The organism is Janthinobacterium sp. NKUCC06_STL, assembly GCF_019345455.1.
Classification (GTDB): domain Bacteria; phylum Pseudomonadota; class Gammaproteobacteria; order Burkholderiales; family Burkholderiaceae_D; genus Janthinobacterium; species Janthinobacterium rivuli.
Map to the genome: position 1 here is coordinate 575171 of NZ_JAHKQY010000001.1, position 20829 is coordinate 595999.

Annotated in this window: 18 protein-coding genes and 2 tRNA genes; 7 read left to right on the plus strand and 13 right to left on the minus strand. The window is 61.1% G+C overall.

The window, feature by feature from the left end:
- Positions 1–49: 49 nt before the first annotated feature.
- The 3 genes from KO539_RS02670 to KO539_RS02680 all read right to left on the minus strand — a co-directional run bounded on the left by KO539_RS02670 (position 50) and on the right by KO539_RS02680 (position 1682).
- Positions 50–125: transfer RNA gene (locus tag KO539_RS02670), tRNA-Asn, on the minus strand.
- A 135-nt stretch (positions 126–260) separates the two neighbouring features.
- Positions 261–336 (minus strand) — tRNA-Asn (locus KO539_RS02675).
- 131 nt (positions 337–467) lie between these two features.
- The gene (locus KO539_RS02680) at positions 468–1682 is read right to left on the minus strand and encodes an amino acid aminotransferase (RefSeq protein ID WP_219307209.1); all 1215 of its coding nucleotides are present in this window, start codon (positions 1680–1682) and stop codon (positions 468–470) included.
- 112 nt (positions 1683–1794) lie between these two features.
- Between KO539_RS02680 and uvrB the strand changes: the two genes are divergently transcribed.
- Positions 1795–3888 (plus strand): excinuclease ABC subunit UvrB, encoded by a 2094-nt coding sequence (gene uvrB / locus KO539_RS02685; protein WP_257626083.1) that lies wholly within the window; start codon positions 1795–1797, stop codon positions 3886–3888.
- A gap of 135 nt (positions 3889–4023) precedes the next feature.
- Here uvrB and KO539_RS02690 read toward each other — a convergent pair whose 3' ends face one another.
- Entirely contained in the window at positions 4024–4518 is a 495-nt protein-coding gene (locus KO539_RS02690; RefSeq protein WP_257626084.1) for a DUF3224 domain-containing protein, read from the minus strand.
- Positions 4519–4574: 56 nt separating this feature from the next.
- Here KO539_RS02690 and KO539_RS02695 point away from each other — a divergent pair, with 56 nt between their 5' ends.
- On the plus strand, positions 4575–5417 hold the full coding sequence (locus KO539_RS02695; protein ID WP_257626085.1) for a helix-turn-helix domain-containing protein: 843 nt from the start codon (positions 4575–4577) through the stop codon (positions 5415–5417).
- Between the two features lie 8 nt (positions 5418–5425).
- Here the strand turns inward: KO539_RS02695 and KO539_RS02700 are convergent, their stop codons facing one another.
- Positions 5426–6340 carry a LysR family transcriptional regulator gene (locus KO539_RS02700; RefSeq protein ID WP_035820677.1) on the minus strand — a complete coding sequence of 305 codons (915 nt, stop codon included), beginning with the start codon at positions 6338–6340 and terminating at the stop codon, positions 5426–5428.
- Between the two features lie 106 nt (positions 6341–6446).
- Here KO539_RS02700 and KO539_RS02705 point away from each other — a divergent pair, with 106 nt between their 5' ends.
- From KO539_RS02705 to KO539_RS02715, 3 genes are read left to right on the plus strand one after another with little or no spacing between them, the layout of a single operon-like run.
- Entirely contained in the window at positions 6447–7538 is a 1092-nt protein-coding gene (locus tag KO539_RS02705; protein ID WP_219307211.1) for a porin, read from the plus strand.
- Positions 7539–7555: 17 nt separating this feature from the next.
- Positions 7556–8353 (plus strand): substrate-binding domain-containing protein, encoded by a 798-nt coding sequence (locus tag KO539_RS02710; RefSeq protein ID WP_219307213.1) that lies wholly within the window; start codon positions 7556–7558, stop codon positions 8351–8353.
- Between the two features lie 35 nt (positions 8354–8388).
- Positions 8389–9723, plus strand: coding sequence for an MFS transporter (locus KO539_RS02715; RefSeq protein ID WP_219307215.1), 1335 nt, complete (start codon positions 8389–8391; stop codon positions 9721–9723).
- Positions 9724–9725: 2 nt separating this feature from the next.
- Here the strand turns inward: KO539_RS02715 and KO539_RS02720 are convergent, their stop codons facing one another.
- From KO539_RS02720 to KO539_RS02735, 4 genes are all read right to left on the minus strand, one after another.
- Positions 9726–10352 carry a flavin reductase family protein gene (locus tag KO539_RS02720; protein WP_374106320.1) on the minus strand — a complete coding sequence of 209 codons (627 nt, stop codon included), beginning with the start codon at positions 10350–10352 and terminating at the stop codon, positions 9726–9728.
- 93 nt (positions 10353–10445) lie between these two features.
- Positions 10446–12638: a DEAD/DEAH box helicase gene (locus tag KO539_RS02725; protein ID WP_219307219.1), complete on the minus strand. Its 2193-nt coding sequence runs from the start codon at positions 12636–12638 to the stop codon at positions 10446–10448.
- Between the two features lie 5 nt (positions 12639–12643).
- The gene (locus tag KO539_RS02730) at positions 12644–13945 is read right to left on the minus strand and encodes an ATP-binding protein (RefSeq protein ID WP_100873855.1); all 1302 of its coding nucleotides are present in this window, start codon (positions 13943–13945) and stop codon (positions 12644–12646) included.
- Complete coding sequence (locus tag KO539_RS02735) at positions 13942–16263, minus strand: TerB N-terminal domain-containing protein (protein WP_219307221.1); 2322 nt, start codon at positions 16261–16263, stop codon at positions 13942–13944. The genes KO539_RS02730 and KO539_RS02735 overlap by 4 nt, the downstream gene beginning before the upstream one ends.
- 331 nt (positions 16264–16594) lie before the next feature.
- On the opposite strand from KO539_RS02735, the gene KO539_RS02740 reads away from it, so the two are divergent.
- Both KO539_RS02740 and KO539_RS02745 read left to right on the plus strand, forming a co-directional pair.
- Entirely contained in the window at positions 16595–17656 is a 1062-nt protein-coding gene (locus KO539_RS02740; RefSeq protein ID WP_219307222.1) for an AI-2E family transporter, read from the plus strand.
- Positions 17657–17686: 30 nt separating this feature from the next.
- Positions 17687–18394: a hypothetical protein gene (locus KO539_RS02745; protein ID WP_219307223.1), complete on the plus strand. Its 708-nt coding sequence runs from the start codon at positions 17687–17689 to the stop codon at positions 18392–18394.
- Positions 18395–18434: 40 nt separating this feature from the next.
- Here KO539_RS02745 and KO539_RS02750 read toward each other — a convergent pair whose 3' ends face one another.
- The 4 genes from KO539_RS02750 to KO539_RS02765 form a co-directional block, all read right to left on the minus strand.
- Positions 18435–18740, minus strand: a complete 306-nt coding sequence (locus KO539_RS02750; protein WP_219307224.1) for an NIPSNAP family protein — start codon at positions 18738–18740, stop codon at positions 18435–18437.
- Positions 18737–19663, minus strand: a complete 927-nt coding sequence (locus KO539_RS02755; RefSeq protein ID WP_219307225.1) for a WD40 repeat domain-containing protein — start codon at positions 19661–19663, stop codon at positions 18737–18739. Before KO539_RS02755 ends, KO539_RS02750 begins: the two co-directional genes overlap by 4 nt.
- Positions 19660–20169: a GNAT family N-acetyltransferase gene (locus KO539_RS02760; protein WP_035820700.1), complete on the minus strand. Its 510-nt coding sequence runs from the start codon at positions 20167–20169 to the stop codon at positions 19660–19662. The genes KO539_RS02755 and KO539_RS02760 overlap by 4 nt, the downstream gene beginning before the upstream one ends.
- 65 nt (positions 20170–20234) lie before the next feature.
- Complete coding sequence (locus tag KO539_RS02765; protein ID WP_034752020.1) at positions 20235–20780, minus strand: phosphoribosyltransferase; 546 nt, start codon at positions 20778–20780, stop codon at positions 20235–20237.
- Between the last annotated feature and the right edge of the window lie 49 nt (positions 20781–20829).

Genomic DNA, 20829 nt, shown 5'->3' on the forward strand with positions numbered 1-20829 from the left:
TGCAAAAAGCCCAACCGGTAAAGGCTGGGCTTTTTGCTACTGCGTGTTCTGGCTCCCCGACCTGGACTCGAACCAGGGACCTGCGGATTAACAGTCCGTCGCTCTACCAACTGAGCTATCAGGGAAAAGAGGCCGTATTATATAGGCCAAACTTGGCGCTGTCCAGATTTCCATAGGGAAAATCTTATCGGGGCCCAAGCTATACGCGGGCGGCGCAAAAACAAAAAAGGCCACGTTTTTCAACGTGGCCTTTCGAATTCTGGCTCCCCGACCTGGACTCGAACCAGGGACCTGCGGATTAACAGTCCGTCGCTCTACCAACTGAGCTATCAGGGAAAAGAGGCAATATTATATGTAGCTTATTCCATATTTGCAAGACTGATACTGGATCTTCACAAACATGGCCATCACCGACTTTCTACCGCCATCAGCGCCGCACTTGCATGCAGCGCCGAAGAAGCAAGATATTAAAGTACTTTGGCGATCGCGTCAATGACGATGTCGATATTGCGCGAATTCAATGCTGCCACGCAGATACGGCCCGTGTCGACGGCGTAAATCGATTGCTCGCGCAAGGACGCAACCTGCTCCTTGGTCAGACCCGAGTACGAGAACATGCCGATTTGCTGGCGCACGAATTCGAAGTCGTGGCCTGGCGCCTTGGCTTTCAGCTTTTCCACAAAGGCATTGCGCATTTCGCGGATGCGCACGCGCATGCCGGCCAGTTCCTCTTCCCAGAGCTGGCGCAGTTCCGGCGTGGCCAGAACGGTGGCGACCACCTTGCCGCCATGCGTAGGCGGGTTCGAGTAGTTGGTGCGCACGACGCGCTTCAGCTGCGACAGCAGGCGTGCCGCTTCATCGGCGCTCGCGGCGACGACGCTCAGGGCGCCCACGCGCTCGCCGTACAGCGAGAACGATTTCGAGAACGAGTTCGATACCAGCAGCGGGCCGCCCGCGTCGGCGAAGCGGCGCACCACGGCGCCGTCTTCGGCGATGCCGTTGGCAAAGCCTTGATACGCCATGTCCAGGAACGGCACCAGGCCGCGCGAAGTGACGACAGCGATGATCTGATCCCATTGGGCCACGCTCAGGTCGGCGCCAGTCGGGTTGTGGCAGCACGCATGCAGCACGACGATGGAGCCGGCTGGCATGGCGTTCAGGCTGGCCAGCATGCCGTCGAAGTTCACGCCATGGGTGGCTGCATCGTAGTAGGTGTAGTTATTGACGACGAAACCGGCGTTTTCAAACAGCGCACGGTGGTTTTCCCAGCTTGGGTCGCTGATGTAGACTTGCGCGCCCGGCGCGAAGCGCTGCAGGAAGTCGGCACCGATCTTCAGTGCGCCCGTGCCGCCGATGGCTTGCACGGTGACGGCGCGGCGCTCTTGAATTACGGCGCTGTCGGCGCCAAATACGAGTTCTTGCACGGCCTTGTCGTAGGCGGCGAGGCCTTCGATCGGCAGATAGGTGCGTGGCGCCGCCTGTTCGATCAGGATGGCTTCCGCCTTGCGTACGCAAGCTAACAGAGGCACTTTACCGTTGTCGTCATAATAGACGCCAACGCCCAGATTGATTTTGGCGGGATTCTGGTCCGCGTTAAATGCTTCGGTGATGCCCAGGATCGGGTCGCGTGGGGCCATCTCGATGGCGCTAAACAGACTGGCAGAAACAGTTGGGTTCGTCATGATAAGATTGGATTCGATTGGAAGCAGGTTCACAGCGGAGTTGTAGACAGCGCCCCAAAATACAACGCCAGGGCCGCCAGCAGAGCACTATTCTAACAAAGGTCTGATTCACATGCCCGAATTATCTACCGCCAGCGAGGCGGAAAGCGCAATTATCTCTTTCCCGGACTCCCCCTTCAAGCTGCACCAGCCCTTCCCTCCGGCCGGCGATCAGCCCACGGCGATCGACCAGTTATCCGAGGGGATCGCCGATGGCCTGGCCTTCCAGACCCTGCTGGGCGTGACCGGTTCGGGCAAGACCTACACCATGGCCAACGTCATCGCGCGCATGGGCCGGCCCGCCATCGTCTTCGCGCCGAACAAGACGCTGGCGGCGCAGCTGTACAGCGAGTTCCGCGACTTTTTCCCGCAAAACGCGGTCGAATACTTCGTCAGCTACTACGATTACTACCAGCCCGAAGCCTACGTGCCGCAGCGCGACCTGTTTATCGAAAAGGACTCGTCGATCAACGAGCATATCGAGCAGATGCGCCTGTCGTGCACCAAGTCGCTGATGGAACGGCGCGACGTCATCATCGTCGCCACCGTCTCGGCCATCTACGGTATCGGCAACCCGAACGAATACCACCAGATGATCCTGACGTTGCGCGTCAAAGACAGGGTCGCCCAGCGCGACGTCATCGCGCGCCTGATCCAGATGCAGTACACGCGCAACGAGGTCGATTTCGGCCGCGGCACCTTCCGCGTGCGCGGCGATACCATCGACATCTTCCCCGCCGAGCATGCGGAACTGGCCGTGCGCCTGGAAATGTTCGACGACGAGATCGAATCGATCCAGCTGTTCGACCCGCTGACGGGCAGAGTGCGCCAGAAAATCCCCCGCTTCACCGTGTATCCGGGCTCGCACTATGTGACGCCCCGCTCCACCGTGCTGCGTGCCGTGGAAACCATCAAGGACGAGCTGCGCGAACGCCTCGAATTCTTCCGCAAGGAGAATAAGCTGATCGAAGAGCAGCGGCTGGAACAGCGCACGCGCTTCGACCTGGAAATGATGGCCGAAATCGGTTTTACGAAGGGCATCGAGAACTACTCGCGCCATTTGAGCGGCGCGCTGCCGGGCGAACCGCCGCCGACCCTGGTCGATTACCTGCCGCCAGACGCATTGATGTTCCTCGACGAGTCGCACGTGCTGACGGGCCAGCTGAGCGCCATGTACAACGGCGACCGTTCGCGCAAGACGAATCTGGTCGACTATGGCTTCCGCCTGCCGTCGGCGCTCGACAACCGGCCCTTGAAATTCGAGGAATTCGAGCAGAAGATGCGCCAGACCGTGTTCGTCTCGGCCACGCCGGCCGACTACGAAAAGACGCATTCGGACCAGGTGGTCGAACAGGTCGTGCGCCCCACCGGCCTGGTCGACCCGCAGATCATCGTGCGCCCCGCCAGCAGCCAGGTGGACGACCTGATGTCGGAAATCGTCGAGCGCATCAAGAAGGACGAGCGCGTGCTGGTGACGACCTTGACCAAGCGCATGTCCGAGCAATTGACGGAATACCTGGGCGACCATGGCATCAAGGTGCGTTACCTGCACAGCGATATAGAAACGGTGGAGCGCGTGGAAATCCTGCGCGACCTGCGCCTGGGCACCTTCGACGTGCTGGTGGGGATCAACCTGCTGCGCGAGGGCCTGGACTTGCCGGAAGTCTCCCTGGTCGCCATCCTCGACGCGGACAAGGAAGGCTTTTTGCGTTCAGAACGCAGCCTGATCCAGACCATCGGCCGCGCCGCGCGTAACCTGAACGGCACGGCGATTCTGTACGGCGACCGCATCACCGATTCCATGCGCCGCGCCATCGACGAGACGGAACGCCGCCGCAACAAGCAGATTGCCTTCAACACAGCCAATAACATCGTGCCGATCGGCGTGAAAAAATCGATCCGCGAAATGATCGACGGCGTCTACAGCCCGCAGGAAGCGCGCGAAAACCTGCAAGTGGCGCAGGAAGCGGCGAAGTTCGAGTCCATGAGCGAGAAGCAGGTCAGCAAGGAAATCAAGCGCCTGGAAAAACTCATGGTCGACCACGCCAAGAACCTCGAGTTCGAAAAGGCGGCGCAAGTGCGCGACCAGCTGCATATCCTCAAGCAGCAGCTGTTCGGCGCACCGGGTACCGACAATGTGACATCGATACTGGGTAGGTCGGATTAGGCCCTGCGGGCCGTAATCCGACAACATCGTTGGCGCTGGTGGCGGTGTCGGATTACGCGGCCTTGCCGCTAATCCGACCTACTTGAAAAGCCTTGACCGCACGAGCGAGTACAGGGTTGCTGTCCATGGTTCGCCCTACTCCGGCAGCGAATAGTCGATGTCGTAGAAATGCTGGCCATCGACGATGCGAATGGCCAGCGTCCCGCTGATGCCTGTCAGCTGCCCCGTGCCGGAATGCGGCACGATCACGATGGACAGCGTCTGCTGGCCGTCGGCCATCGTGCCCGCATGCTGCGCCACGAAGCTGCCTTGCCGGCCCTGCAGCACGCCCGTGATGGCTTCCATGGCGACATAACCGGCCGCGCCTTTGGTATCCGTCACGGCGCTGAGCATCTCCCCTTTGGCCGTGGCGACCAGGTCGCCAGCATATACTTTGTCGAGCAGCACCTTGCCCAGGGTCGTGCGCCCCGAGCGCTGGGGCGCCGCGGCTGGCGTCATGGTGATGCTGAAACTTCCCGTGGCGTGCACTTGCATGCGATGATCTCCCTCTGCAGATGAGGCGGCGCCGGCCGGCGCCACCGATAGACAACATGCGGCCAGCATCAGGCCCGGCAAACTGTATGATTTCATGATTCCCTTTCAATCGATGCGAGAGAGCCATCCTAGTGCCGCGCAGGAGACAAATATTGGATAAAGCCGACAGCACGATGAATCTGCTCGCCACGCGCGGCCAGGCGCCGAAAGGCATCGTCGACCCGCAGGCGGCGGCGCGCCGCATACGGCTGGCGACCTATCCGCCGGCTGGCGCGCTGGCGCCGTTCGTCGAGTATTTCTGGGTGGTCGAATGGGACAGGCAGGACTGCGCGCCGCAGACGCAGCGCGTGCTGCCCTACCCGAACGCCCACCTGGTGTTCGACCTTGGGCGCACGGCCATCCATGGCGTCGTGCGCGGCGCCTTCGACCGGCCATTGAGCGGAGCGGGCAAGGTGCTGGGCGTGCGTTTTTCGCCGGGCGGCCTGCGCCCGTTCATCAGCCAGCCCTTGTCGTCATTCACCGATACGACCATCGCCGCCGACGCCCTGCTGGACATGCCGGTCACACAAGCCGAGGCGCTGGTGCTGCTGCAAGCCGACGATACGACGATGGTGGCGCAGGCACAGGCGCTGCTGCTGGCAAGGCTGCCGCAGGTCGATGTCGCGGCCCTGCTGGCCGCCAGGCTGACGGCCGCCGCAGCGGCTCGCAACGGCCCGGCGAGCGTGGCGCAGCTGTGCGAAAAAATGGGCATCGGCGAACGCCGGCTGCAGCGCCTGTTCGCCAACTACGTGGGCGTGCCGCCGAAGTGGGTGATCCAGCGCTACCGCCTGCAGGAGGCGATCTGGCGCCTGGCGCAGCCCGATGCGCCCGACCTGGCCAGCCTGGCGCAGGAACTGGGCTTTTTTGACCAGGCCCATTTCAGCCGCAGCTTTGCGGAACTGGTGGGCAGCACGCCGCTCGACTATCGCCGCTCGCAGCGAGAGGCAGCCGCCTAACTCTGCGCTTACCCCCGCCGCCCCTGCTTGCCGATGCTCGCGCTCATCATGTCGAACAGGGTGCGCGACGCGGGCGGCATGGCGTGCTGATGCCGGCTGATCAAGCCCAGCGTCCGTTTCACGGCGGGATTGACGAGCGGTACGCCGACCACCGTGCCTTGCCGCTCCGGCAAAATCGACAGCCCCGGCACCGCCGCCACGCCCAAACCCGACTCCACCAGCGCCAAGATGCCTGACACGTGGTTGATCTCGCACGAGATCCACGGGTGCTTTTCCACGCCGGCCAGCGCCGCATCGAGCACACTGCGGTTGCCGCTCGACTTGGCCACCGAGATATAGCGTTCGTCGACGGTGTCTTTCCAGCTCAGCTTCTTGCGCTTGGCCAGCCGGTGATCGTTGCGCATCGCCAGCACGTAGGTCTCGACGTAAATGGGCTGGAAATGGATTTCCGGATTTTCCGCGCCCGTGAAGCTGATGCCGAAATCCGCCTCGCCTGTCAGCACAAGATTGAGCACGTCCTGCGCGCTTTCGTCATGCACGCGCACGCGGATTTTTGGAAACTGCGCGCTGAAGCGCTTGAGCACGTCCGGCAGAAAATGCCACACGGCCGACGGCACGCAGGCGAACGTCACCGTCCCGGTGCGGTGCGCGGCCAGGTCGGCGACACCGAGCACGGCATCCTCGAGGCCGTTGAGCGCATCGCGCACGTTCACCAAAAACACCTGCCCCACATTGGTCAGCTGCACGCGCCGGGTGGTGCGTTCGAACAGCTTGACGCCCAGCGCATCTTCGAGTTTTTCAATGCGGCGGCTGAGCGCCGGCTGCGACAGGAACAAGTCGGCCGCGGCCTGGCGAAAGCTGTTGCGCTCAGCCACGGCCACGAAGGCCTGCAAATCATGAAGTTCGTAATTGATGCGCTGCATGCATGAATCCCCGGAAAAATTGCAATTATCAAATTATGCCATTTCAACGATGATGGGGTCTTAATGCTGAGCCTCGCCAAGAAGGCATCACCCCGAGGGAGACACCATGCGACATTGTTCCACGTTCGCGCTATTGTTCGCGGCCAGCGGCACCTGCCTGGGCCAGAGCGGCGCGGTTTTGTATGGCATCGCGGATGCCGGCATCCGTTATGGAAAAGGCTTGACCGCCGCCAACGCACCGACGGCCGGCGGCGCCACGCCCGCCATCAGCAGCGGCATCAACAACACGAGCCGCTGGGGCCTGCGCGGCCAGGAAGACCTCGGCGGCGGCTGGCAGGCGCTGTACCGCCTCGAGGGTGGCCTGAATCTGGACACGGGCAGCGCGGCCAAATCCGACAAGCTTTTCGACCGGCAAGCGTGGGTGGGCCTCAAGTCGCCGCGGGGCTCCGTGACCCTGGGGCGCCAGGCGACCTTGCTGGCCGACGCCATCGCGCCGGTGGACCCGCTGGGCATCCGCTATGCCTCATTCAATCCGAACGTCAACATCACGGGCTTGAGCAATACCGCTTTTGGCCGGCACTCGTTCGGCCAGCAATACGGCAGCAGCGGCTATGCCGACAATTTCTACCGGCTCGACAACATGGTGAAAACCAGCGCCAGCCTCGGGCCTGTGGTGGCGCGCGCCGCCTATTCCTTCGGCGAGGTGGCGGGCGCCACGTCGCCGTTGTCGACCTGGGGCGGCGCCCTGACCTACCAGCAGGCTGGCCTGACCGTCTCCGGGGCGCTGATGCGCTTTCGCAATCGCGACAACCGCAGCCTCGACGCCGCCACCGTGGGCGCCGCCTACAAGATGGACGCCTGGCAGTTCAAGGCCAATCTCGGCGTCAACCGCGCCGATGTGGGCGCCGGCAAGTCGGTGCGGCAGGGTGTGCTGTCCGCAGGCGTAAGCCGGCAAATGGCGCCGGACCTGCTGCTCACGACCGCCTACTACAAGGTGCGGCGCAGCGCCACGGGCCACGTCGACGACGGCTTCCAGCGCGCTTTCGCCTACCTGGAAAAAACGCTTTCGCCGCGCTCGACCCTGTACCTGGAATCGGACTACACCTTGTGGCAGGGCGATGCGGCCGGCGTCACGGGAACACGGGCCAACGACCGCAAAGGCATGGGCTTGACGCTCGGCCTCATGCACAAATTTTAACGACAGGAGAAACAACCATGCTTCAACAGACCCTCGTGCGGCGCTCCGCCCCCCTACTGGCCAGCTTCATGCTGCTGGCCGCCGGCGCGGCCCATGCCGCCGACATCCGCGTGGTCAGCTCGGGCGGCTTCGCCCAGGCCTACAAAAACCTGGCCCCCGCCTACGAGCGCGCCAGCGGCAACCATCTGCTCTCCGAATGGGGACCGTCGATGGGCACCACCACGAATGCGATCCCGGCGCGCCTGGCGCGCGGCGAGCCAATCGACGTCGTCATCATGGTCGGCGACGCGCTCGACAAGCTGATGCAGGAAGGCCGCCTGGTCCCCGGCAGCAAGGTGGTGCTGGCCAATTCGCCGATTGCCTGCGCCGTGCGGCGCGGCGCGCCCAAACCCGACATCAGCACCACCGAGGGCTTGCGCAGCGCCTTTCTGAAGGCGGGCAAGGTCGCCTATTCGGACAGCGCCAGCGGCGTCTACATCGAGACGCAGCTGATGAACAAGCTGCATATTTCGGAGCAGATGCAGGGCAAGGCCGCAAAAATTCCCGCCACCCCCGTCGGCGAAATCATCGCCCATGGCCAGGCCGATTTCGGCTGCCAGCAGCGCAGCGAGCTGCTGCCGGTCGAGGGCATCGACATCGTCGGCCTGCTGCCGCCGGAAGTGCAGAAGATGACGCAGTTTTCGGCGGCGCTGGTCCCCGGCGGCAAGGAGCCGGAAGCCGGCCGCGCCTTGCTGCGCTTCCTCGCCGCCCCTGCCAACGCGGGCGCGATCGAAGCGACCGGGCTGGAACCGGCGTCAGGATCAACTACGCACTAGGCGTGCGTCACTCATCTTTCATCAATAGGTAAATCATGGACATTCCCTCCACCGCCGCACCCATCGCCAGGGCCGCAACGCCGCGCGCGCAAGTGCGTCCGCCCTCGCGCATCGCCACCGTCATCCGGGTGACGAGCGGGAACTTCATCGAAATGTACGATTTTTTCCTGTTCGGCTTTTACGCCACGTACATTGCCAAGGCCTTCTTCCCCGCTACCAGCGAATACGCGGCCCTGATGATGACGTTCGCCACCTTCGGCGCGGGGTTTTTCATGCGGCCACTGGGCGCCATCATCCTCGGCAGCTATATCGACCGCATCGGCCGCCGCAAGGGCCTGGTGCTGACCCTGGCCATCATGGCTTCCGGCACGGCGCTGATCGCCTTCGTACCCGGCTATGCCACCATCGGATTGCTGGCGCCATTCCTCGTGCTGATCGGGCGTTTGCTGCAAGGCTTTTCCGCCGGCGTGGAACTGGGCGGCGTGTCCGTCTACCTGTCCGAAATGGCGACGCCCGGCAACAAGGGATACTACGTCAGCTGGCAGTCGGCCAGCCAGCAAGTCGCCATCATCTTTTCCGCCGCGCTCGGCTACTTTCTCAACGAGACCCTGAGCAAGGAATTCATCGCCGACTGGGGCTGGCGCATCCCGTTCTTCATCGGCTGCTCCATCATTCCGGTGGTGTTCTACATCCGCCGTTCGCTGCAGGAGACCGAGGCCTACCTGACGCGCAAATCGCATCCGACATTCCGGCAAATGCTGGGGACGATCGCCCTCAACTGGCCGCTGGTGGTCGCCGGAACGATGCTGATCGTGCTGACGACGGTCGCCTTCTACCTGATCACCGTCTACACGCCGACCTTCGGCAAAAACGTGCTCAAACTGAGCACCGAAGAAAGCCTGCTCGTCACCTTGTGCATCGGCCTGTCGAACTTCATCTGGCTGCCCGTCATGGGCGCGCTGTCCGACCGTATCGGGCGCTGGCCGATCATGGCCGTATGCTCGGCACTGACGGTGCTGACCGCGTATCCGGCCCTGTCCTGGCTGGTCGCCCATCCCAGCTTCGACCACATGCTGATGGTGGAGCTGTGGCTGTCCTTCCTGTACGGCAGTTACAACGGGGCCACCATCGTGGCGCTGACGGAAATCATCCCGGCCAGCGTCAGGACGACGGGCTTTTCGCTGGCCTACAGCCTGGCCACGGCGCTGTTTGGCGGCATGACGCCGCTCGTATCGACCTTGCTAATCGAGAGCACCGGCGACAAGGCGGCGCCAGGCTACTGGATGGCCGGCGCCGGCGCCATCAGCCTGCTGGCGACGTGGCTGATCTATCGCGGCATCGTCCGGGAGCGCCATCCGCTCCCGGCATGATGTTACGGCCAGGCGGGCCGGCGCATGTGGAACAGGCTGTCCGGCCCGATCTCGAAATAATCGGCCGGACCGCCGCCGCGCAAGATCGGCGCGGCGGCCGCCGTGTCGTACACGCCATCGTTCAACAGGTGGCGTGCGATGTGCACGCCCACCACTTCCCCCAGCACCAGCCAGCTGCCGACACCGTCGCCATTGACGCCTTGCAGCTCGATGATCTGCGTGCGCCGGCATTCGAACGAGACGGGACTTTCCGCCACGCGCGGCACGTTGACGATGCGCGAGGCGGCCGGCGTCAGGCCGGCCAGCGCGAATTCATCGACCTCGGGCGGCGCCGGCGCGCAGCTGATATTCATCGCCCCGGCCAGTGGACGGGTGGCCAGGTTCCACACGAACTCGCCCGTCTGTTCGATATTGCGCAAGGTATCCTTGCGACCGATGCTGGAAAAACCGATCAGCGGCGGATGGTAATTGAAGGCGTTGAAAAAGCTGTACGGCGCCAGATTGAGCACGCCCCCGCTGCTGCGCGAGGCGATCCAGCCGATGGGCCGCGGCCCCACGATGGCGTTGAACGGGTCATGCGGCAGGCCATGGCCCTGTGCAGGTTCATAAAAGTGAATATTGTCGGCCACGCGCGTTCCTGAAATCGAAGTCATAGGCGCCCGGGATGGAACGCCTGGAGCGACAGCTTACTGGAATTATTCCCGACCAGCCACCCTGCCCCATCAAAGCTCAGAGACATGTTTGACAGCCCATTCATGGGCTTGGACGATGTCGAGATGCAGGCTGGCAAACGACATCTTCAGCAAGCGCTCTGGCAGCGCCCAGTCCCATTTCGCGCGCCGCAAATTATGTTCCTTGTGCAGCAGAAGCTCAACAGCGGGCGGTGCCTCGCTGGCGAAGGCCAGCAAGCACCCAGCCACACGCTGTTCGCTTGCATCGTCAACCTTGACGGCAGGGCCTTGCGCTGTCGCTGCCAATCCCTGCGATTTCAGCACCAAAGCAATCGCCTCATTGGCATGGTCTCCCAGCCACGTGAAAAGAAAAACACGACCACCGATCGTCAACAGCGGCTTACGCGCCAGTCCGCAACGTTGAAACGTTTGACAACCTTCCAGCATGAGCTTCTTCGCGCCCTCATCCATAAAGGATAGCGGCAAGCCTGACTGGTACAGTTCCCGCATGCGTTCTCTGACTTTAGTATGGACATGTCCACCACTGCCATTGAACAAGGGCGCACGACCTGTATTTGTTTTACCAACAAGAATAGTCTTGCTATCGTCGTCTATATCTTCCACCACCCAGGTCCTGCCCGCAAAAAGTATGTAGTCGCCAACACTGACCGAACTCGATACGGGCAGGGAACCAAGTACCCGGCTTGCATTGACGATACGAAACTCATCCTCCGTGGCGAACGCCGCATAAAAAGTGTAGTGATTAACCAGCCGTTCTCCCTTGGAACCATGCAATAGCAGACCGGATGCCTCCTGCTGTAATAACTCCATTTTCCCCAAGTGGCGCAACAACTCGGCAAAATCCTTTTTTTCGGTACTCGCAAAAGGCCCTCTGGCGCAAAGGATATGGTAGGCATCGGCTGCCTGGATGCCACCGTGCTGGGCAATCAGCGACAACAACTGCTGGATCAGTGTCGACAAATGCAAGCCATGTGTTTTTGGCGGCTCGATCCAGCCGTCCAGCATCAAGCTGACCATCGCGCCAAATTCCAGCGTTCCTTCCCTTAATTGGTCCATCAGTTCAGATTCGACATGCAATTCACGTTCGGTAACATAACCGCGCAAGATGGCAGATTCCCCCGCACGCCGCCCGGAACGCCCCATGCGCTGGCGCATGCTGGCCACCGATGGCGGCGAGCCGATCTGCGCCACGCTCTTGACTGCGCCAATGTCAATACCAAGCTCGAGGGTATTGGTACAGATGGCAGTGGCGCAACCTTCCTTGTTTTTCAAGGCCGCCTCTGTTTCCTCGCGAATTTCACGCGACAGGCTGCCATGGTGTGGCCAGAACTCATTGGGCGCCTTGGCGGCCTCGCATAGCCGGCGCAACGCATATGTGTATTGTTCGACTTTGCCTCGGCTATTCGGAAAGATCAGGTTATTGGATCCTCGCAGCTTTGCAAACAGGTCTTGTACGATCGACAGCTCGGAGGCGGACTCGCCATCCGGATCTTCGTCCGGTGGCGGCCCCATGTCGAGATAACCCTTGATACGTATGTTTAACGCGCCACGGTCGGCTTTTGATTCGATGATATCGACCGCTACGCCAGCATGCGGGCGCAAAAATTCTGCTCCCAGCGGCAGTTCGCCCAGCGTGGCCGACAAACCTATGCGCGGCACCGTACGTCCGGCAGCCTGCTCGATGCGCAGCATCAGCGACTGCAGTTGCTTGCCTCGTTCCGTACCGATAAAGGCATGCAGTTCATCGACCACGATGTAGCGCAGACGCGCAACGATGCGCGGCATCTGGAAACCGCGATTGCACAGCATGGCCTCCAGCGACTCTGGCGTGATCAGCACCACTCCAGACGGCTGTTTGAAAAACCGCGTCTTGGACGAAGATGAAATATCGCCGTGCCATGGCCAGACGGGGATTTCCAACGTCTCGCACAAGCGTTCTAGCCTGCCGAACTGATCGTTGATCAAGGCCTTGAGCGGGCTGATATATAGGCACAATCCATGCTCTTCGCCAGCCTTCAGCATATTACTCAGCACGGGGAAAAAAGCCGCTTCAGTCTTGCCTGCAGCAGTGGCGGCAGCAATGATGACATCGCGTCCACCACCGCTGATCGCAGCGATCGAACGCTCTTGTACATCGCGCAACTCGCTCCAGTTCTCCGCCCAGATCCAGCGCTGGATGCGCTCATCGAGCAGGGAGAACGACGACGAAAATGGGGCAGTCATGTGCGTCAGAGCTTGAACGACGCGAACTCGTCGTCGGCTTCGACCTCGCTATCAGACACCCCGGCCATATCAGGCATGACTTCAATGGCACCTAACAATTGCCGCCATGAAGCACCAGGATTTTGCTCCAGCACCGCCAGCAAATTGACAAAGGCTGTGATGGTCGTGCGCGGCGTACGGAAGTAACTGTCGCCGAGGCGCCGCGCGCAATGTTCCATGAAAGCCGGTAACGCTTCATCGGGCAGCAGATATTTCTCAGCGATGCCATGTGCGTGCACGTGACGCAACTTGTCCAGCAACACATAAAAGTCTTCGGGACGCAAGCTCGCCAACCTCAGCACGGGGCCGCTGTAATCGACCAGACCGGCTACGGCAAAGGTATTTTCCGCCAGCCGGCTTTGCAGGGCAGGATAGCTGAACAGGCCGCGCCGCGTATCGAGAAGAAATTCCGGCGTACCGCCCAAAATGAATCCAAGTCCTACCGCCGTACCTTGCAAGGTGTCGTTCAGGATACGCAGTATCTGCTCATAGTTGGCGTTGCGCGCCGGCGTATTGGCCAGCTTGTACAAATTGACCAGTTCATCAAGACAGACGACAAAGCCGGCGTAACCAGCCAGTCGCACGAAGCGGGCGAACAGCTTCAACTGATCGTAAAAAGAGGCATCGTCTACAATGGAACGCACGCCCAATGCCTGGCGCGCTTCAGTCTTGGTATTGAATTCACCGCGCAGCCAGCGGATCGCATCGGATTTCAATACCTCGTCACCTGCCTCGAACCCACGACAGTATGCCGCGATCACATCAGCAAAATCAAAACCGTTGACCATCTCCGTCAAATGTTCAAGCTTTTGCCGTATCACTTCCTCAGTACTGGCACCTTGCGCCAGCGCCTCGGTTTTGGCGTTGGCAATAAACCGTTCCACGATACCTGCCATAGCGCCACCATCAGGCTTGGTGCGGGTCGACAGATTGCGCATCAATTCCGCGTACAACGAGCGTGCCTGGCCGCCGGTCGCATGCAGGCGCCGGTCGGGATTCAGGTCGGCGTTGGCGGTCACCAGTTTTTTTTCCATCGCCACAGAACGTATCAAGTTGAGAAAAAAAGTCTTGCCAGCGCCATATTCACCGATAACGAAACGTATCGTCGAACCACCGTCAGCGATACGATCAAGATCTGCCACCAGCGTCTCGATCTCTGGTTTGCGACCAACCTGGATCAGGTGTTGGCCAGCACGTGGCACCACGCCCGCACGCAAGGACTGGATCACCGCGTCGCGGTCTTTGGAACGAATGGCTGGAGCGTTCATTGTGCAAGTCTTTCAAGAATGTCGGGGTTAATATCGATCGGGTCATCGCCTTCGGTGCAGGGCATATCGAACGCGTCGAAGCAGGCCTCGTTGAGCCGCTCCAGGGCGCCATCGAGCATGACGCCTGCATCGTGGGCAACGGGTTCCAGTTCAGAGCGCCGCCACGAAGCGCGCGACAGCAGGTGGCGGGAAAACGCGGCGTGCATGGCATCAAGACCAAGTAATCCGTCTTGACTGTCGAGTGGCGGCAGCGCGACTTCAGAAGTCGCTTCGTCCTGGAAGATATCGCCCAATAGCGTTGCCACCTGTTGACTGTCTTTTTGTAATGCCGCAATGCGTGCGAGATCCAGCACAAAGCCGCCTGACGACACACTTGAACCGTTTGCTGGCGGATGTGCTGTCGCGGCAGCATGTACTTGACTGTACATTTTTTCATGCTCAACGCCCAACAGTGTGCAGACCTTTTCCAGCACCGCGATTTCCTGGCGTGTCGCAGGTGCTCCTACCATCGTGATGATGCAGTCGGCACAAGCATCCCGTGCGGTCAGTGGGAGGGCCGCAATACGACGTTTGAAGGAACTCAGCGAGACTGGTTGCAGCAGAATAAGGCGCGCCATCAGGCGCTGCTGCTGGTGGGGCGTCAACTGGCGCCAAGTGGTGATCTGTGCCTGGCAAAGTGGCCATTTATGGTCAGAATACACACCTTCCGACTGCGCCATGGCAATCAGCAACTCCAGGCTCAGCAAGGCAGTATCGTAAAACGGTGCACCATCGCCTGCTTCGTCCGACGCCACCACGCGGTACAGCGCCACCCGTTCGGTCAAAGCTGCGTTGCCGGCCATGGACAAGATGTCCGGCTCCATGGCAATCTGCTGCGCCAGCAATGCCGCCGCCAAAGCACGCAAACTGTCTTTGCCGATCCCGTCCGATGCACCAAAATGCCGTGCCAGTTCATTGACAGACATCACCAACACCGCCTCGCCCAGGCTCGCATTCACGTAACAAAGAGCTTGCTTCGCCGCCTCCGGCCATAGCGAATATGGCAATAGCACCCAGGCATCCAAGGTTGTTCGTCTATCAGGACGATGTTCGATGAAACGACTATAAGCGTCCAATTCAGCCGAGCAGGTATCGATCAACTTTTGCAGCATTTGCTGCGGAGCGCTGGCCACGGTGAGATCGGGAATATCGCCTAGCACCACACTCCTTCCAGCGCCGTCTTTCAATCCAGGTGATGCGGGCGAATACGGCAGGCACAGCTTGTGCGACGTCGAAACAAGCGCGATACCATCGCCATGCAGCCACCTATAAGTGAGGCGAAACAAGCTTTCAAATTCTTCAGGACAGCGGCTTGCCGCAGTGCGCAATATCAGCGCCGGATCGTAACGGACCCACGCCCAAGCCATATCTACGGTCAGTAGCGTCTTGTCGCGACATGCTTGCCCAAGCGCCACCCGCAAATGCAGGGGCATGCCATCTTCAGGACGCAGATCTGGTATCGGCTGCAGATATAAGCGCTCTGGATTGCTTGCCAATTGCAGAACTTCTAAAAGAGACATGCAGTGACGCGAAAACAATCCGGACTTGCCGCCATAATGTTTATGCAGCCGTGTGAGCTCCTTGATAATCTGCGGTATTTCCACATCAATGGCACGGTGATTTTCCGCATCGATCAATATTCGCCGTTCGAGTCCATAAAAGAAGGCGAATACATAAGCGATATCGGCATCTGGACTACTACGCCCATCGGCAAGCCAACGCAAGTAAGCGCCGCGCTGCTGAGGCAAGGCATCCGAATAACTCGACCAGTAGAAATTCACGGGAGTCGCATAGTCGCTTCCAAAATCGACACTCTTGCGAGGATCGATCAGGGCGGGATCAACCTTACCATTATTTCCTGGCAAGCTTTGTCCAACATAAATCATCCCGCCAGAAATCACCAGACCGCCAATCTCCACACTTTCATGACGCCCTATCCATTGAGCGACAGGGGTATGCAAGGGCGGCGGCGGGGGAATGCGGTAGCCAGATGGATCAGCCAATAGAACCTCGCTTGTTTTGTCCTGATATGTTGATGCTGGCGGCACAAAATCACTTACGATGCTTGCCACGGGCAAAGATGCGGTCGATGAAACTGCCGCCTCTGCCGGGGGCGGCACGAAACAGGATAGCAACTCAGGCGGCGGAGAGCGCCGCAATTTCAAAGTGCGCGCGCGATAGCGGCATCCTACATACAGTGCACCGGCAATCAACGACAGCAGCAAAGCTGGGCTCATCAAATGGTAAGCGGCAAATGCTAGCAATACAATGAAAAACATCCAGTGCCATGATGAGACACGCTCTAACAAAAAACGGAGTCTTTTCTTCCACCTCACATGCTTCTTTCGGCCATGAATACAGGTAAGTTAAAGGTAATGCGATGAAAATAGGATGCTTTATTGTATAGAAATGTTTGCATTGGCGAATGCTTATCTTGCCTTGCGGATTTTTTTGCAACGTCACATCAACTGCCCGCTGGTTATACAAACACCAGTGCGGCTTTTGTCTACCGCCTCGCGCACGGACTACCAAGGCGACAATTGTATGGCGCGCAGCACCACGCCTCGCTTATGATGGGACAACTCAACCCTTATCATTCCGCTACCGCCCATGCCTACCCTCACGCTGCACCAGAAAGTGTTCCTGCTCCTCCTGAGCATCGTCACCATCGGCTTCGGCTGGATACTGGCGCCGTATGCGGGCGCCATCTTCTGGGGCGTCATCCTGGCGATCCTGTTCGCCCCCGTGTACCGCTGGCTGCTGCGGAAAACAAAGGGCCGCGCCGGCCTGGCGTCGCTGCTGACCTTGCTGCTGATCATCGTCATCGTGATCCTGCCGCTGTCGCTCATTTCCGTGTCGCTCGTGAACCAGGCGGCCAGCGTCGTGGAAATGGTGCGGTCGGGCGAGATCACGGTCGCCATGTTCTTCAATAAAATCATGGCGGTGCTGCCGCAATGGCTGATCAATTTGCTCGACCGCTTCAACCTGACCAGCCTGGCCAGCCTGCAGGACAAGCTGGCCGAGGGCGCCACGCAGGTGAGCCAGGTGGTGGCGGTGAAAGCCATCAATGTGGGCCTGTACACCTTCGAATTCCTCACCAGCCTGTGCATCATGCTGTACCTGCTGTTTTTCCTCATGCGCGACGGTTCGACCCTGTCGGCCCGCATCAAGAGCGCCGTGCCATTGAGCCGCAAGTACAAGCAGCGCCTGTTCACCAATTTCACCACCGTGATCCGCGCCACGGTGAAAGGCAACATCCTCGTGGCGATCGCCCAGGGCGCCCTCGGCGGGCTGGCGTTCTGGTTCCTCGACGTGCCGGCGCCCCTGCTGTGGGCCGTGCTGATGGCCTTCCTGTCGCTGCTGCCGGCCGTCGGCGCCGCCCTCGTCTGGGCGCCCGTGGCCGCCTATTTCCTGGCCACCGGCGCCATCTGGCAAGGCGCAGGCCTGGCCGCCTTCGGTGTCTTCGTCATCGGCCTGGTCGACAACGTGCTGCGCCCCATTTTGGTCGGCAAGGATACCAAGATGCCCGACTACGTGGTGCTGCTGTCGACCGTCGGCGGCATGGCCCTGTTTGGCCTGAACGGTTTCGTCATCGGACCCGTGGTGGCGGCCCTGTTCATCGCCTCGTGGGATCTGTTCGTCTCGGCCAGCGAATTCCAGGCCGAGGATTGAGTCGTGGCGGCCTGGGCAGGCGGAAATCAGATGCGCATCGACCTTGCACGACAAGCGCATGATTTTTCTCTCGGCCAGCGTCCCCATGGCCGCTACATCGCCGCGATTGTCGTGCTGCACCTGGCGCTGTTCTGGGTAGCCACGCGGCCTGTACACACAAGCGTCGAGCACGATAAGCGGATCTGGCTGCAGCTGATGCCGCCACAGCGCCCAATGCAACGCTTCATTCCCCCCGCCAAGCCCGATCCGGCGCCGGCACGCGCGCCAGCCCTTCCATCGAGCGCGGCAAGCGTGTCGCCATCGAAGGAGGCGACGGCATCGGTGCAGGACCAGCCGCAAGACGATGCCCTGCCGGCAGAACCGGCGCCTGCCGCACCCAAGACCGGCGCCCTCACCCTGGCGCAGCAGGCGCTGCAGGCAGCCGGCGCCATCGACCGTCAGCTGCGCGCCGAGCATCCGCAGGAGTTCGTGGCGCCGCCCGATACGCCGCAGACGCGCCTGGCAAAGGGATTTGCGCAAGCGCATGCGGCGGTCAAGCCGAAGTGGTTCGAAGCGGCCCGCATTGAGCTGTTCAGCGCGCCAAACGACCCGAAACGCATCTACCGCGTCATCACGGCGACCGGTGAATACTGCATCTATTTACCGGACAAAGGCAGCATGTCGCTGAACCTCAGCGCGCGGTCCGGCTACGCCGGTTTCGGCGAAGGGACGGCGGCGCCTTGTCCCATCCGGTTTTAATAGCGGTCGATAGCGGTCGATAGCGGGAAAGCGCGCCGTTTCAGCCAAACACGGGGCGGAAAAAACTGCGCTCATAACTGATGATGCAGCGCGTCTCTTCGGCATAGCGGAAGGCGGCCTGGCATTCGGCGTCCTGCATCGAGTCGCTGCGGTACTGCTCGTACAAGGCCAGGCTGGGAAACGAGAACATGGCCAGCGCCACGTTGCTGGCGCCTTCCGACGGTAGAAAATAGCCATGGTGCTGGCCGCCGAAGCGTTCGACCAGCGGTATCCACAGCTTGCCGTAGGCTTCGAATTCCCGCAATTTATACGGGTCGATGATGTAACGCAGGTAACAGGTGATCATGCGGTTTCCTTGTAAACGTTCAGATCCATCAGCATGCCGGACTCCCAGGAGCCGATGGCGGTCAATGGCGAGCCAGGCACAAAGTCCAGCGCGCAGGGATAGGTAACATCTTCCTGCGCCAGGACGGCAAGGCCGGGCCAGGCGTAGAACAGCAGCTTGCCCTTGCCGATGCGTCCCAGCGCGCTGCCGTCGGGCAGCCAGCGCAAGGCGTCGCCCGTGCCGGCGCCCGCCTCCACGCGCCTCGTGGCCAGCACGCGGCCATCGTCCATCGCATGCACGGACAGATATTCGTCGCCGCCTGCGTAATGCAGCACGGCCAGGCGCTCGCCGTCGGGCGATGGCGCGCACGACGCCAGGCTGGGCAGCGACAGCACCTTGCGCCCGCCTCCCGCCTGCAAGGGCCAGTCCCATACGCTGCAGTAGTCTGGCGGCTGCGCCTGCCCTTCCTCCACCGATTTGACGCCATGCAGGACCAGCAAACGCCGTCCGCCATCGATGGCGTAGGTTGCGCGCAGCATCTCGCCCGGATGCTCGTGCTTGAACAGTACTTCGCCCGTCTGCGCATCGCGCACCCGCAAGCAGCCATCCCAGCCGCCGTCGGCCAGATACCGGCCGCACGGCGACCACGCGGGGTCGCTGCCTTCGCCATCCTTTTTATTCTGGAAGTTCACCAGCACTTGCCCCGCTACGGCATCGAGCACGGCCAGCTGGCCCGTCGTGCTCTTGATGGCAAGCCGGCGGCCGTCGGGCGAAAAGGCCATGCTGGAGCAATGCGCGATGAATTTGCCGCGCCACAGTTTCTGGCGCACCGCCACGTCCCACAGCACCAGGTCGCGCCCCAGCACGGCCAGGCGCGTGCCATCGGGCGAAAACCGCACGCCGTAGCTGCAGCCCAGCTTCAGGCGCTTCACGCCTGCCGTCACGGGCGCGCCAGCCGGTAGACGACGCTATCGAGGTCGTAATGGCGTTCCATGCCCGCGTACTGCATGCCCAGGCGCGTCATGACCTTGATCGATGCGGCATTGTCGGGATGGGCGACGGCCACCACTTCGGGCGCGCCGACGACGTCGAACGCATGCGCGACGATGGCGGCCGCCGCTTCGCTGGCATAGCCCTGACCCCAGCTGGTGCGCGCCAGGCGCCAGCCGATTTCCAGGGGATTGGCCTTGACGCCGGAGAGGTGCTGCAGGCAGGCCATGCCCACCAGTTCACCATCGTCGAGGCGTATCATCGCCCACCACGAATAGCCCCACTCTGCCCAGCGGCCCATGGTGCGCGTGATGGCCGCGCGCGTGTCCTCTTCCGTCTCGGGCTGGCCCGCGTTCAGATACGTCATCACCTCGGGATCGGTGTTGAGCGTGCGCATGCGCTCGTAATGGCTCTCGTTGATCGGTTCCAGGCGCAGGCGCGCCGTCGTCAGTATGGTCATCGCATTTCCTTGGACGAAAAAAAAGACGATACACGATCGTCTTTTTTTTGCAAGCGCGCACGCAATTACTTGCCTGCTTCGCCCTTCTTGATCCACGCCGCCAGCTGGTGCGGACGCAGGCCATCGTAGTCTTCGAACGGCTGATGGATCCACGGGTTGTGCGGCAGTTCGTCGAGGAAGTAGTCGGGACGCACGACGGAGCAGCCCTTCAGCCAGATCACGGCCGATTTGACTTCGGTCACGTCAGGGAAGTTTTCCTTCAGGTGACGCGTGACCTTGTCCAGGGTGACGCCCGAATCGGCCAGGTCGTCGACCAGCAGGATGCGGCCGGCCAGCGGACCCTTGGTCATGGTCATGTACTTGGCGATATCGAGGTCGCCGCGCACCGTGCCCGCGTCTTCGCGGTAGGAGCTGGTCGACAGGATGGCCAGTGGCAAATCAAAAATGCGCGAGAAGACGTCGCCGGGACGCACGCCGCCGCGCGCCAGGCACAATACCTGGTCGAATTTCCAGCCCGATTCGTAGACCTTGAGCGCCAGGCGCTCGATCAGGCGGTGGTATTCTTCCCAGTTGACCCAGAGGTGTTGATCGTTCGATTGTGGGGTAGTCATGATAGTGGAATCTTATTATTAGCGTGATTAAAAAAATCCGCCTTGCGGC

Excerpts from the sequence above, each read along its gene's own strand:
- KO539_RS02705 (WP_219307211.1), top strand. The coding sequence starts at position 6,447 with ATGCGACATTGTTCCACGTTCGCGCTATTGTTCGCGGCCAGCGGCACC.
- KO539_RS02680 (WP_219307209.1), bottom strand. The coding sequence starts at position 1,682 with ATGACGAACCCAACTGTTTCTGCCAGTCTGTTTAGCGCCATCGAGATG.
- KO539_RS02700 (WP_035820677.1), bottom strand. The coding sequence starts at position 6,340 with ATGCAGCGCATCAATTACGAACTTCATGATTTGCAGGCCTTCGTGGCC.
- KO539_RS02765 (WP_034752020.1), bottom strand. The coding sequence starts at position 20,780 with ATGACTACCCCACAATCGAACGATCAACACCTCTGGGTCAACTGGGAA.
- KO539_RS02735 (WP_219307221.1), bottom strand. The coding sequence starts at position 16,263 with ATGTTTTTCATTGTATTGCTAGCATTTGCCGCTTACCATTTGATGAGC.
- uvrB (WP_257626083.1), top strand. The coding sequence starts at position 1,795 with ATGCCCGAATTATCTACCGCCAGCGAGGCGGAAAGCGCAATTATCTCT.
- KO539_RS02725 (WP_219307219.1), bottom strand. The coding sequence starts at position 12,638 with ATGACTGCCCCATTTTCGTCGTCGTTCTCCCTGCTCGATGAGCGCATC.
- KO539_RS02715 (WP_219307215.1), top strand. The coding sequence starts at position 8,389 with ATGGACATTCCCTCCACCGCCGCACCCATCGCCAGGGCCGCAACGCCG.
- KO539_RS02710 (WP_219307213.1), top strand. The coding sequence starts at position 7,556 with ATGCTTCAACAGACCCTCGTGCGGCGCTCCGCCCCCCTACTGGCCAGC.
- KO539_RS02740 (WP_219307222.1), top strand. The coding sequence starts at position 16,595 with ATGCCTACCCTCACGCTGCACCAGAAAGTGTTCCTGCTCCTCCTGAGC.
- KO539_RS02750 (WP_219307224.1), bottom strand. The coding sequence starts at position 18,740 with ATGATCACCTGTTACCTGCGTTACATCATCGACCCGTATAAATTGCGG.
- KO539_RS02745 (WP_219307223.1), top strand. The coding sequence starts at position 17,687 with ATGCGCATCGACCTTGCACGACAAGCGCATGATTTTTCTCTCGGCCAG.
- KO539_RS02730 (WP_100873855.1), bottom strand. The coding sequence starts at position 13,945 with ATGAACGCTCCAGCCATTCGTTCCAAAGACCGCGACGCGGTGATCCAG.
- KO539_RS02760 (WP_035820700.1), bottom strand. The coding sequence starts at position 20,169 with ATGACCATACTGACGACGGCGCGCCTGCGCCTGGAACCGATCAACGAG.
- KO539_RS02690 (WP_257626084.1), bottom strand. The coding sequence starts at position 4,518 with ATGAAATCATACAGTTTGCCGGGCCTGATGCTGGCCGCATGTTGTCTA.